The following is a 12,632-nucleotide window of genomic DNA, read 5'->3' as shown; positions in this document are numbered from 1 at the left end:
GAGCACTGCAACTAATACGGCACAGTTTTTGATTACCACTGCCTGTACCGGATGACCTGAGTCCAAAGGGAAACGCTCTGCGTCCGTGCGCAGAGTCGATCACTAAAACAAGAGCCTCCAAACAAGAGAGTGAGCCAGCATGCAACCAAGCAGATCCCAAGTCACCGAACGTAACGGTTTGTACGAGTTGCAAGCCGGGCCTGAAATTCTCGACAGTCCGCGCTACAACCACGACATCGCCCCCACCAAAGTTCACGAGCGTACCTGGAACAAATGGCACATCACCGCGCTGTGGATCGGCATGTCCATTTGCGTGCCCACCTACACCTTGGGCGGCGTGCTCACGGCTTATTTCGGTCTCTCGGTTGGCGAAGCGCTGTTGGCGATTTTGCTGGCCAATATCGTGGTGTTGATCCCCCTGACCTTGAACGCCTTTGCAGGCACCAAATACGGGATTCCGTTTCCGGTCCTGCTGCGCTCCTCGTTCGGCATCCTGGGTTCCAATGTGCCGTGTCTGATTCGGGCGCTCGTGGCCTGCGGGTGGTTCGGGATCCAGACCCTGTTCGGCGGCCTGGCCATTCACCTGTTTCTGGGGTCAGTATTTGAAGGCTGGAAAAGCCTCGGCGGCACAGGGGAAGTGATCGGTTTCATGCTGTTTTGGGCGCTGAACTTGTGGGTGGTCTTGCGTGGCGCCGAATCAATCAAATGGCTCGAAACCTTGTCTGCACCGCTGTTGGTGCTGGTGGGCGTCGGCTTGCTGGTATGGGCCTTGCCCAATGTGTCGATGACCGAGTTGTTGGCTCAACCGCCCAAGCGTCCCGAAGGCGCCAGCGTGTATGGCTACTTCTTCGCGGGCTTGACCGCCATGGTGGGATTCTGGGCCACCTTGTCGCTGAATATTCCCGACTTCAGCCGCTACGCCAAAAGCCAGAAAGACCAGATACTGGGGCAAATATTTGGCTTGCCGCTGACCATGTTCCTGTTCGCGGCCCTGGGCGTGGTAATGACTGCCGCGTCCGAAAAACTGGTCGGCGTGACGGTGTCAGACCCGGTCAGTTTGATCGGCCACATCCAGAGCCCTGCGTGGGTCGCGCTGGCCATGGCGTTGATCATCATCGCTACGTTGTCCACCAACACGGCGGCCAACATTGTGTCGCCCACCAATGACTTCCAGAACATCGCGCCCAAGCTGATCAACCGCACCAAGGCGGTGATGCTGACGGGCCTGGTCGGGCTGGCGTTGATGGCTCACGAACTGCTCAAAAAACTCGGCCTGCTGGTGTCCGATGTCAGCCTGGAAACTGTGTATTCCAACTGGCTGCTGGGTTACTCAAGCCTGCTGGGACCGATTGCCGGGATCATGGTGGTCGACTACTTCATCATCCGTCAGCAAAAACTCGACCTCGCCGGGCTGTACCACGACGGTGTCTACCCGGCCTGGAACTGGAACGGTTTCATTGCGTTCGGCGTCCCTGTGGTCTTGACCCTGTTGTCCTTGGGCAGCAGCGCCTTCAGCTGGTTTTATGACTACGGCTGGTTCACCGGATCGTTTCTCGGTGCGGCGATTTACTACGGCCTGTGCCGCCTGAGCAGCCCGCAAACAGCCGTTGCCAAAAGTACAGTTTGACCTCGATCAACCGTAGGCGTGAGCTCGCGCCTACCCATTGCGCGTCATTGCGATTTGACCTGTTTTTTATAAGAAACTGCCTGAGGAAAAAAACATGAACGCAGCACAAGACCTTCAGCAGCAACGCGCACAGTCGGTCAACGGCGAACGCTTGTGGGCCTCGCTAATGGAATTGGCACAACTGGGCGCTACCGTCAAAGGCGGTGTCTGTCGCCTGGCCTTGACCGACCTCGACCGCCAGGCCCGGGACATCTTTGTGCGCTGGTGCGAAGACGCGGGATGCACCGTCAGCGTTGACGCTGTGGGCAATATTTTCGCCCGCCGCCCTGGGCGCAACCCGGATCTTGCGCCGGTCATGACCGGCAGCCACATCGACACCCAACCCACCGGCGGCAAGTTTGATGGCTGTTTCGGCGTACTGGCCGGAGTGGAGGTGTTGCGCACCCTCAATGACCTGAACATCGAAACCGAAGCGCCATTGGAAGTGGTGGTATGGACCAACGAAGAAGGCTCGCGCTTTGCGCCGTGCATGATGGGCTCGGGCGTGTTTGCCGAAAAATTCACCCTTGAAGAAACCCTGGCCAAAACCGATGCCCAAGGCGTGACCGTCGGTGAGGCCCTGAACGCGATTGGCTATGCGGGCACACGAAAAGTCAGTGGCCATCCGGTGGGGGCCTATTTCGAAGCCCACATCGAACAAGGTCCGATCCTGGAAGACGAACGTAAAACCATCGGCGTGGTACTCGGTGCCCTCGGGCAGAAATGGTTCGACCTCAACCTGCGCGGCGTAGAAGCCCATGCCGGTCCGACGCCGATGCACCTGCGCAAAGACGCTCTGGTCGGTGCTGCGGCTGTGGTTGCAGCTGTCAATCAGGCCGCCTTGAGCCATCAACCCCATGCATGCGGCACGGTAGGGTGCCTGCAAGCGTATCCGGGCTCGCGCAACGTCATTCCGGGTGAAGTGCGCATGACTCTGGACTTTCGTCACCTGCTGCCTGAGCGCCTTGATGCCATGATCGACGAGGTTCGCGGCGTGATCGAAGCGACCTGCGCCCAGCATGGCCTGAGCTTCGAACTGACCCCGACGGCCGACTTTCCGCCGCTTTACTTCAACCCCGACTGTGTCAACGCCGTGCGCGAGGCCGCGGTTGAACTGGGGCTCAGCCACATGGAAATCGTCAGCGGGGCAGGGCACGACGCAATCTTTCTCGCCGAGTTGGGCCCTGCGGGCATGATCTTCGTCCCCTGTGAAGGTGGCATCAGCCACAACGAAATCGAAAATGCCGACCCCAAGGACCTGGCGGCAGGGTGCGCCGTGTTGCTCAAAGCGATGCTGGCGGCGTCGAAAACAGTGGCCGCCTCAGCCTCCTGAGACGCTAGGAACACGTGTGTCTCGCGATCTTTTGAACCATCAAAAGATCGCGAGACACGCTCGCATTTCAGGGGCCGCGTTCACTTATACGCGGGTTGCAGCATCACTTCTGTCCCTCCCACCCTCCACCCAAGGCGGTCAACAAGCCAACACTGGCCTGCAACTGTCGGGTGCGCAGGGCTTGCACTTGGCGTTGTGCTTGCAACGCCGCCGTTTGCGCGGTCACCACATCCAGGTAACTCACGGCCCCCGCCTCGTAGCTGTGGGTGGCCAAGGTTTGGGTATGTTGCGCTGCGTTGGCCGCCGCGTGTTCGTCGAGACTTTCCTGCTTCAGGTCGCGCAGTTGCGCTAGGTTATCTTCCACTTCTCGTACGGCGCGCAGCACTTGGCTGCGGTAGTGCGCCGACGCTTCTTCGAACTCGGCCTTGGCCTGGCGCTCTTGGGCGTCCAAGCGGCCACCATCGAATATCGGCAAGCTGACCAGTGGCCCCAGGGCCCAGAAACGATTGCCCGCTGACAACAAATTGCCGCTGCCCTGGGTTTGCCCGCCCAGCAGTCCGGTCAGGCTGAAGTCGGGGTACCAGGCGGCCTTGGCCACGCCGATTTGAGCGTTGGCCGCGAACACCCGGCGTTCGGCCGCAGCGATGTCTGGTCGGCGTTGCAACAAGGTGCTGGGCAGGGCGTCGGGTTGCGCCGGGACGTTCAAGGGGTGTGCACTTGGCGCCAGGGCAAAGCTGCTGGCAGGTTCACCCACCAGTTCGCCAATGGCGTGCTCGGTCAGGTTGCGCTGGGCGCGCACGTCGTCCAACTGCGCTTGTGCCGTGGCCAATTGGTTTTGCGCACGGGTCAGGTCGATCTCAGAGGCTATTTGCCCTTGATAACGGGCGCGGGTCAGTTGCAAGGCCTGGCTGTATTCATCCAGGGTGCTGGAGAGGATGCGGCTTTGCGCATCCAGTCCATCAAGTTGCACGTACAGGCTGGCCAGTTGCTGTTGCAGGCTTAAGCGTGCAACCGCCAGATCATCGGCCGAAGCTTGTGCCTGGGCATCACCGGCGGCAACTTGATTGCGGATTTTGCCCCATAAGTCCACGTCAAAATTCAGTGCAAAGCCTGCGGTGTTGCTGTTGTACACCGAGGGCTGGGTGGTACCGCGCAACGGTCGGTTGTCTGATTGACGCTGGCGCAAGGGTTGCCCGCTGGCGGTGATTTGCGGGAACAAGCCCGCATGGAACTGGCTGGCATACGCCTGCGCCGCCTCGTAGTGCGCAAGGGCTGCCGCCAGGTTCGGGTTGGCGTTGAGCAAGCGCTGTTGCAGGTCGTTCAAGCGCTCGTCGTGATACAGCCGCCACCACTGTGGCGACAGTTGATCGCCCGGTTGCGCGCTGTGCCACGGGCCATCGCTGGTCTGCTCGCGGTAATGCTGCGGCAGGTCGAGTACGGGCGGTTTGTAAGTCGGAGCCAGCGAGCAGCCTTGCAGCGCCAGCGCCAACAACAAGGCGCTGCGTTTAAGCTTTGGCAACATGGGGCGCTCCTGCATCGGCCAGTTTGACTGTGTCGCCTTCGCGCAAGGCATCCGGCGGGTTGTCGATGACCGAGTCAGTCGGTTTCAGACCCTGGTCGATCACCAGCCGGTCGCCCAGATCCATGCCGATGTGGATGTTCTGCAAGTGCACATGTTTTGCGCTGTCCAGCACCGCCACTTGGGTGCCTTGGGCACGGAAGATCAGCGCACTGGCTGGAATGCTCACGCCGTGGGTGTCAGCCGCAATGGACAGCACCGCTTCGGCATAGTCGCCCGGCAACAAGGCATCGTTGGGGTTTTGTGCGACGAACTGCGCCGTCAAGGTGCCAGAACGCGGATCAACCGACGTCGAGTTGCCGATCAACTGGGCGCTGAAGGTTTGCCCGGGATGCTCCGGCACATTGAGTTGCGCCTGCATACCGGGGCGAATCACGCTGGCGTAGTTTTGCGGCACGGGCACGTACAGGCGCAGTTGATGGATGTCGGCGATGTCGAACAATTGCGGGTCGCTGTCGGTGTCAGCTTTGACCAATCGGCCAATGTCGGTGTAGCGCGCCGTGATGGTGCCGGCGAATGGCGCGCGAATGGTTTTGTAGTCTTCCAGCGATGACAGTCGTGCGTAATCGGCTTCGGCGGCTTGGGCATTGGCCTTCGCGGCTGCGGCATTGGATTGTTTCTCGTCCGCCTCCTGTCGCGACACCGAATGACTGGCCAGCAGGTTTTGCCAGCGAGTGGCCGTGGTCGCGGCAAGCCGGGCGTTGGCCTGCTCTTGAAGCATATGGGCGCGGGCTTGCGCCGATTGCTGGTCAAGGTCAGGGCTTTCAATGACGGCCAGCACCTGACCGGCGTTGACTTTGCTGCCGATGTCGGTTGTCCAGCTTTTGAGGTAGCCATTGACCCGCGCATGAATCGGCGCCTTGCTCCAGGCTTCAAGGTGCGCGGGCAGGCGCAGGGTATCTCCGTGGGTGTTTTGCAGGGGGTGGAACACGCTGACCACCGGCAAGGCGGCGGCTTCGGTCCAGCCGATAACCTCATGTGCATGCCGGCTGCGCGCTGCCAGGCCATTGGCTACCAGTAACGCGGCCAGTGTCAGACCGCCGATGCCCAGTAGCATCAAGCGCTTGCGCGAAGGTTTTTGATCAGACGACATGGGTAGTTTCTCCAGCAGCAGCGCGATTTTTTTCACGGCCGTGCACCAGGCTGAACACCACGGGCACGAACAGCAGGGTAGCGACGGTTGCCAGCATCAGACCGCCAATCACGGCGCGTCCGAGCGGGGCGTTCTGTTCTTCTGAAATGGCCAGCGGCAACATCCCGATCATCATCGCCAACGCGGTCATGCACACCGGACGAAAGCGCGTGTAACCCGCTTCGAGTGCGGCCTTGAGTGCGTCGCCATGTTCGGCCAGGCGCTCTCGACAGAAACTCACCACCAGAATCGAGTTGGCGGTGGCCACCCCCATGCACAAGATGGCGCCGGTCAAGGCCGGGACCGACAGCGATGTGCCGCTGAGAAACAGCATCCACACAATCCCGGCCAGGGCGGCGGGCAGGGCGGTGATGATCACAAACGGATCGACCCAGGACTGAAAGTTGACCACGATCAGCAGGTAGATCAGCACCACGGCGCCGAGCAGGCCAACACTCAAACCGTTGAAGGCTTCATGCAGGGCGTCGATCTGACCGTGCAAGGTGATGGTTGCACCTTTGGGGCGCAGCTGCGAGGCACCGTCAATCACCTTTTGCACATCGGCCGCCACCGAGCCCAGATCGCGGCCCTGAATGTTGGCGTACACGTCCAGCGTGGGCTGGATGTTGTAGTGCGTGACCACGGCCGGGCTATCGACGCGACTGATGGTTGCCAGCCCGCCGAGGATTTGTGTCTGGCCGTTGCTACCGGTCACCGGCAAGGCTTCCAGAGCCGGAAGGCTGTCCAGTCGATACTGCGCAGTGGCCGCGACCACACCGTAAGACACACCGTTTTGCGGGTTAAGCCAGAACGTCGGGGCCACCTGAGAACTGCCGGCCAAAGACGCCACCATGCTGTTGGTGACATCGCGCTCGGTAATCCCGAGGCCATTGGCACGCAGGCGATCGACGTTGACTTGCAGCGATGGGTAGCCCACCGACTGTTGGATGCGCAGGTCGGCAATCCCCGGAACGTGTTGCAAGCGTCGTTGCAGTTCCAGTGCATAGGCGCGGTTGGCCGCGTCGTCACGTCCGGAAATTTTTACGTCCAGCGGCGCCGGAGCTCCGAAGTTGAGGATTTGGGTACTGATGTCCGCAGGCATAAAGGCAAACTGGCTGCCGGGGAAACTTTCGGGCAGGACTTCGCGCAAGCGCTTCACATAGTCCGCCGTCGGGCTGTGATCGGCCTTGAGCGTGACTTGAATATCGCCGTCTTGCGGACCGATCGTGCCGCTGCTGCTGTAGGCCATGTCGATACCGCTCAACGGAATGCCGATGTTATCGATGATGGTGTCCAGTTGATCGGCCGGAACGATTTCGCGAATCCGCGACTCGATCCGGTCAAAAGCCGCCGCACTTTCTTCAATCCGTGTCCCCAGCGGCAAGCGCACGTGCAGGGCCAATGCCCCGGCATCGGTGGCCGGGAAAAAGTCCTGCCCCAGGCTTGGCAGCAACACAAATGAGGCCAGCACGCACGTCATAAACCCCAGCAAAAAGCGTTTGCGATGGGCCAGGGCCAATTCCAGCACGCCGTAGTAAGCATCGCGCACGGCCGAGAAGCGGCGCTCAAATCCTTGCTGGAAGCTCAGCAGTGCACGCACCGGGGCTGAGTGTTTGCGAGTGTGCTGATCGCCCTCGTGATGGTTGATGTAACCCTCCTGCGGGTGATGCCCCGGGCCTTGCTCCGGGATGTGCGGCTTGAGCAGGAACATCGCCAGCGTCGGCACCAGGGTCCGCGACAGGATGAATGAGCTGCCCATCGCAAAAATCACTGACAGCGCCATCGGACGGAACAGGTAACCGGCAATCCCCTGCAACATAAACATCGGCACAAACACGATGCAGATACACAGCAGCGACACAAACGCCGGACCGACAATCTGCCTGGCCCCATCGAGAATCGCATCGCGCACCGACTTGCCTTGTTCAAGGTGCCAGTTGATGTTCTCGATGGTCACCGTCGCATCGTCCACAAGGATACCGACGGCCAGCGCCAGGCCCCCGAGCGTCATGACGTTCAGGGTTTGCCCACTGAGGGCAAGCAGGGCAATGGCCGAGAGCACCGCCAGCGGGATCGACACGGCAATGATCAGGGTCGAACGCCAGCTGCCCAGAAACAGCAGAATCATGGCGCTGGTCAGCAAGGCGGCAATGATCCCTTCCTGCGCCACGCTGCCGACCGATTGCTTGACGAACACCGAAGCGTCGCCCAGCAATGAAGTTTTAAGCGATGGCGGCAAGGTTTCATTGATGCGTGGCAGCATCGCGCGAATGCCGTCGACAATCGACAAGGTCGAGATATTCCCGTTCTTCAAGGCCGGCATCAGCACCGCCCGTTGCCCGTCGACACGCACAATGTTGGTTTGCGGCGGCGATCCATCGCGTACGTGAGCCACTTGGCCAATGGTAATCGGCGCGCCATTGACGGTTTTGATCGGCATGTCATTGAGCTCATCAATCGCCTTGGGGCTGTTGTTGAGCATCACGGTGTATTCGTAGGTGCCGAGTTTGGCAGTCCCGACCGGAATGATCTGGTTCTGCGCTGCCAGAGCAGCCCCCACATCCTGTGCTGACAAGCCTTTGGCTGCCAGTGCCTGTGGGTCAAGGTCGAGGGTGATCTGGCGCTGTTTACCGCCCATGGGTGTGGGCATGGCCAGGCCCGGCAGCGAACTCAGAGGCAGGCGAATGTTGTTTTGCACCAAGTCGCGGATTTTGGCTTCCGAGAGCGTGGGGCTGGAGAACGCCATTTGCAGAATTGGCACCGTCGACGCGCTGTAGTTGAGAATCAGCGGCGGTGTGATACCGGGTGGCATTTGCTTGAGCACGGTTTGTGACACCGCGGTCACTTGTGCGTTGGCTGTGCGAATGTCCACGCCGGGCTGGAAGAAAATCTTCACGATGCCCATGCCCGGCAGCGATTGCGACTCGATGTGTTCGATGTCGTTGACCGTGGTACTCAACGAGCGCTCGTACGTATAAATAACCCGGCCTGCCATATCGGCAGGCGCCAGCCCGGTGTATTGCCACACCACGGCAACCACGGGAATGCCAATGTCAGGAAACACATCCGTCGGGGTACGCACTGCCGCCAGCGGCCCGATGAAGCAGATGAAAATCGCCAGCACGATAAACGTGTAGGGCTTGTGCAATGCGGTCTTTACCAGCCCGAGCATGCCAGAACCTCCGAGGAGTGAAATTGCAAACACGGGCAGTCTTACTGCTCAAACTTAACGATCAGCTTTCAGCAACATGAAGGAAGGTTTAGGTATGGGCTGAAATTCCCTTCACCTTCATTCATTAGGCCGGTCGCGGGTTGCGGATCAAGCTTGAGGCCTATTCGACGGGTTGAGTGCTGGGCCTGTCGCACTCTTTGGTTGCATGTGTGAGGCAAACCGTTATGAACCTTAAACCCCTGTTAGTGATCCCGTCCTTGAGCCTGGTGTTGTTGCTGTCAGCCTGTGCAGGCCCGATGCCCAAGCAAGACCCGAGCGAAGCCTGGATTGGTCTGAAGGAGGAGGGTAACAGCGACTTGATGGCCGAGCGCGTAGACGGCAAGAACATCAACGACGGCCGCTACTTTGAAGTCACCCCTGGCGCGCATCGCCTTGACGTCACCTTGTTTGAAGGGGCCACCGGTGACGAGAACGAAGTGAATTGCCAAGGCAAAGTCAACTATCAGCAATTCAAGGCGGGCGAGCGCTACGAATTGATCGAGTCGAGCCTGGGCCCGGACGTGAGCGCCACGCTGGTTGATTCCCACGGTAAGGAAGTGGCGCACACCGCCGACTTCAACTGCATGCCGGGCTGAGGTCTTGCGTGTCAGCTAAAACGAACGAACAATCTTGCCCAGGGTTTCCATGGCCTTTTCACAGGTCTCATCCCATGGGCTGCCGTAGTTCAGGCGGATGCAGTTTCTAAAGCGCTGGGTTGCCGAGAAAATCGGCCCCGGTGCGATGCTGATGCCTTGGGCCAGGGCCATCTGAAACAGCTTGAGCGAGTCCATCTGTTCAGGCAGTTCAAGCCACAAAAAATACCCCCCGGCAGGTTTGCTGACCCGGGTTTGCGCCGGGAAGTACCGCGCAATGGCTGCCAGCATTGCGCTTTGCTGGTCTTCCAGCGCATCGCGCAGGCGCCGCAAGTGGCGGTCGTAGCCGCCGTGCTGCAAATAGTCGGCAATCGCCGCTTGTGCCGGCATGGATGCGCACAACGAGGTCATGAGTTTCAGACGCTCTATCTTCTGCGCAAAGCGCCCGGCCGCGACCCAGCCGATCCGGTAACCCGGTGCCAGGCTTTTGGCAAACGAGCCGCAATGCATCACCAGCCCTTCAGTGTCGAAAGCCTTGGCGGGCTTGGGCGCGTGCTGACCGAAATACAGCTCGGCGTATACATCGTCTTCAATCAATGGCACCTGATGCGCGCGCAACAGTTCGACCAAGGCCTGTTTCTTGGCTTCGGGCATGGTGGCGCCAATCGGGTTTTGAAAGCTGGTCATGCACCACACCGCCTTGATCGGATGCCGATCGAGGGTCTGCGCCAATGCGTCGAGGTCAATGCCCTCACGGGGATGGACCGGGATTTCGATGGCCTTGAGCTTGAGTCGCTCCAGCACTTGCAGGCAGGCGTAAAAGGCCGGGGCTTCAATCGCAACCAGATCACCGGGCTCAGTGACGGCTTGCAGACACAGGTTCAAGGCTTCCAGCGCGCCATTGGTGATCAGCAACTCCTCCATCGCCAGCATCAGCCCACCGACCATATACCGCAGGGCAATCTGGCGACGCAGGTGCGGGTTGCCCGGCGACATGTCGGTGACCACCATGCGCGGATCCATTTCACGGCTTGCGGTGGCCATTGAGCGGGCCAGGCGTTGCAGCGGAAACAACATGGGGCTGGGGAACGCCGAGCCGAACGGCACGGTGTGCGGGTCCTTGATCGAGTCCAGCACCGAGAACACCAGGTCGCTGACATCGACCTGAGTGGACTCGGTCGCGTGGCTGCTGACCACCGGTTCTGAAAACGGGCTGGGCGCGTGCGTGTTGACGAAATACCCCGAACGCGGCTTGGCGCGAATCAGGCCGCGGCGTTCGAGCAGGTAATAGGCCTGAAACACCGTGGACGGGCTGACCCCATATGTCTGGCTGGCATAGCGCACCGAAGGCACGCGCTGACCGGGGCCGAGCACCCCGCAGCGGATCAGTTCAGCAATATCGTCAGCGAATTTTTCGTAGCGTTTCATGGGCTAAAGCTCAGCTAATCCTGTGGGAGCGGGCTTGCTCGCGATCTTTGGCTGTTACAGATCAAAAGATCGCGAGGCAAGCTCGCGCCTGCACGTATTTTTAGGTTTAACGATTCAACGGCGCGACAAACCGGCTTTTGGCCACACTGCGCACACTCGGTTCATCGGTATCGGTGACCACAAATTCAATCGTCTGTGAACTGCTCTTGGGTCGCTCGGACAGCAACGCCACCGAGACCGGCACTTCGACAATCTCGCCGGGGGCCAGGGTCAACTCGGTTTTGCCCTGTAACTGGAACGCCTCATCCTGTTGCAGCGACACGCGATAGTGTTGCGGTTCCTGGGTTTTGTTAATGATTTTGAGGCTGTAGATGTTCTCGATCTGGCCCTGACTGTTCTCACGGAACAGACCCCGGTCTTTGATCACATCCAGTGACACCATGGCGCGTTGATTCAAGGCCACCGCCAGCGCGCCGATCATCAGCACCAGCACCCCTGCGTAGCCAATCAGGCGTGGGCGCAACCAGTGGGTTTTGCCGCCCTGCAATTGATGTTCGGAGGTGTAGCGCACCAGGCCACGGGCATAGCCCATTTTGTCCATCACCGAATCACAGGCATCGACGCAGGCAGCGCAGCCGATGCACTCCATTTGCAGGCCGTCACGAATGTCGATCCCGGTCGGACATACCTGTACGCACATTGTGCAGTCGATGCAATCACCCAGACCGGCCTGCTTCGGTTCCACCCCGCGTTTACGCGGGCCACGGTTTTCGCCGCGGGCCACGTCATACGAAATCGCCAGGGTGTCCTTATCGAACATCACACTTTGAAAGCGTGCATAGGGGCACATGTGCATGCACACCGCTTCACGTAGCCAACCCGCGCTGATGTACGTGGCACCGGTGAAAAACAGCACCCAGAACAAGCTGATGCCGGCTATTTCCAGGGTTAAAAACTCAATGGTCAGGGGGCGAATGGGCGTGAAATACCCGACAAAGGTCAATGCCGTCAGCACACTGATCGCCAACCACAACGAATGTTTGGCCGTGCGCCGGGCAATCTTGTTCAAGCGCCAGGGCGCGGCTTGCAGCTTGATGCGCTGGTTTCTGTCACCTTCGGTGATCTTTTCACACCACATAAACAGCCACGTCCAGGTGCTTTGCGGGCAGGTGTATCCACACCACACGCGGCCGGCAAACACCGTGATCGCAAACAGGCCAAAGGCGGCAATGATCAGCAGCGCCGATAACAAAATGAAATCCTGAGGCCAGAACGTGGCGCCAAAGATGTGGAATTTGCTTTGCGACAAATCCCACAGTACGGCCTGACGACCGTCCCAATGCAGCCACACGGTGCCAAAGAACAGTAAAAACAAAAAGCCGGTGCCGACGATGCGAAGCGTGCGGAACAGGCCGGTAAAACGGCGGGTGTGGATCTGGTTATCGTTGGACCTGTTTTTAGTATTGGCGGCTTTGGAATGCGCAGCCTCATACGATTCAAGTCTCTGGACGGGAATGTGTTTGCTCATGGTCCTTCACTCATCAGCCTCCATCAGGCCAGAGCACTATCGCCCGCCAACTGTTTGCATAACAGGCTCAGGTATTTTTTAAAAAAGCGTATCAGTTGCTTGATTCGGGTGTCTGCGACAATCGGCTGCACCTGGCTAAAGCCACGCTGCACCTGCCCTCTG

The 12,632-nt window shown here is 59.6% G+C and carries 8 protein-coding genes; 3 read left to right on the top strand and 5 right to left on the bottom strand.

What is annotated here, in order from left to right; genetic code table 11:
- Positions 1 to 139: 139 nt before the first annotated feature.
- Together ACIQYF_RS11810 and ACIQYF_RS11805 are read left to right on the top strand one after the other, a co-directional pair.
- Positions 140 to 1,627: an NCS1 family nucleobase:cation symporter-1 gene (locus tag ACIQYF_RS11810; RefSeq protein ID WP_402861261.1), complete on the top strand. Its 1,488-nt coding sequence runs from the start codon at positions 140 to 142 to the stop codon at positions 1,625 to 1,627.
- Positions 1,628 to 1,721: 94 nt separating this feature from the next.
- Entirely contained in the window at positions 1,722 to 2,999 is a 1,278-nt protein-coding gene (locus ACIQYF_RS11805) for a Zn-dependent hydrolase (protein ID WP_402861258.1), read from the top strand.
- A 103-nt stretch (positions 3,000 to 3,102) separates the two neighbouring features.
- On the opposite strand, the gene ACIQYF_RS11800 is transcribed toward ACIQYF_RS11805, so the two are convergent.
- The 3 genes from ACIQYF_RS11800 to ACIQYF_RS11790 are packed head-to-tail and all read right to left on the bottom strand — an operon-like array spanning position 3,103 to position 8,882.
- Positions 3,103 to 4,521, bottom strand: a complete 1,419-nt coding sequence (locus ACIQYF_RS11800) for an efflux transporter outer membrane subunit (RefSeq protein ID WP_402861255.1) — start codon at positions 4,519 to 4,521, stop codon at positions 3,103 to 3,105.
- Positions 4,505 to 5,671 carry an efflux RND transporter periplasmic adaptor subunit gene (locus ACIQYF_RS11795; protein ID WP_402861252.1) on the bottom strand — a complete coding sequence of 389 codons (1,167 nt, stop codon included), beginning with the start codon at positions 5,669 to 5,671 and terminating at the stop codon, positions 4,505 to 4,507. Before ACIQYF_RS11795 ends, ACIQYF_RS11800 begins: the two co-directional genes overlap by 17 nt.
- A complete protein-coding gene (locus ACIQYF_RS11790; RefSeq protein ID WP_402861249.1) occupies positions 5,661 to 8,882 on the bottom strand; it encodes an efflux RND transporter permease subunit in 3,222 nt (1,073 codons plus the stop codon). Before ACIQYF_RS11790 ends, ACIQYF_RS11795 begins: the two co-directional genes overlap by 11 nt.
- 224 nt (positions 8,883 to 9,106) lie before the next feature.
- On the opposite strand from ACIQYF_RS11790, the gene ACIQYF_RS11785 reads away from it, so the two are divergent.
- On the top strand, positions 9,107 to 9,517 hold the full coding sequence (locus ACIQYF_RS11785) for a hypothetical protein (RefSeq protein WP_402861246.1): 411 nt from the start codon (positions 9,107 to 9,109) through the stop codon (positions 9,515 to 9,517).
- Between the two features lie 15 nt (positions 9,518 to 9,532).
- On the opposite strand, the gene mapR is transcribed toward ACIQYF_RS11785, so the two are convergent.
- Together mapR and ccoG are read right to left on the bottom strand one after the other, a co-directional pair.
- On the bottom strand, positions 9,533 to 10,942 hold the full coding sequence (mapR, locus tag ACIQYF_RS11780) for a GntR family transcriptional regulator MpaR (protein WP_402861243.1): 1,410 nt from the start codon (positions 10,940 to 10,942) through the stop codon (positions 9,533 to 9,535).
- Between the two features lie 106 nt (positions 10,943 to 11,048).
- A complete protein-coding gene (gene ccoG, locus ACIQYF_RS11775; protein WP_402861240.1) occupies positions 11,049 to 12,470 on the bottom strand; it encodes a cytochrome c oxidase accessory protein CcoG in 1,422 nt (473 codons plus the stop codon).
- Positions 12,471 to 12,632: the final 162 nt, after the last annotated feature.

Origin of the sequence: Pseudomonas sp. NPDC096917 (assembly GCF_044762555.1) — a bacterium.
Lineage (GTDB): Bacteria > Pseudomonadota > Gammaproteobacteria > Pseudomonadales > Pseudomonadaceae > Aquipseudomonas.
This window is presented reverse-complemented; position numbering and strand designations above follow the sequence as displayed.

What these genes read in the sequence shown, in the direction of transcription:
- ACIQYF_RS11810 (WP_402861261.1), top strand. Translation starts at nt 140, where the DNA reads ATGCAACCAAGCAGATCCCAAGTCACCGAACGTAACGGTTTGTACGAG.
- ACIQYF_RS11805 (WP_402861258.1), top strand. Translation starts at nt 1,722, where the DNA reads ATGAACGCAGCACAAGACCTTCAGCAGCAACGCGCACAGTCGGTCAAC.
- ACIQYF_RS11800 (WP_402861255.1), bottom strand. Translation starts at nt 4,521, where the DNA reads ATGTTGCCAAAGCTTAAACGCAGCGCCTTGTTGTTGGCGCTGGCGCTG.
- ACIQYF_RS11795 (WP_402861252.1), bottom strand. Translation starts at nt 5,671, where the DNA reads ATGTCGTCTGATCAAAAACCTTCGCGCAAGCGCTTGATGCTACTGGGC.
- ACIQYF_RS11790 (WP_402861249.1), bottom strand. Translation starts at nt 8,882, where the DNA reads ATGCTCGGGCTGGTAAAGACCGCATTGCACAAGCCCTACACGTTTATC.
- ACIQYF_RS11785 (WP_402861246.1), top strand. Translation starts at nt 9,107, where the DNA reads ATGAACCTTAAACCCCTGTTAGTGATCCCGTCCTTGAGCCTGGTGTTG.
- mapR (WP_402861243.1), bottom strand. Translation starts at nt 10,942, where the DNA reads ATGAAACGCTACGAAAAATTCGCTGACGATATTGCTGAACTGATCCGC.
- ccoG (WP_402861240.1), bottom strand. Translation starts at nt 12,470, where the DNA reads ATGAGCAAACACATTCCCGTCCAGAGACTTGAATCGTATGAGGCTGCG.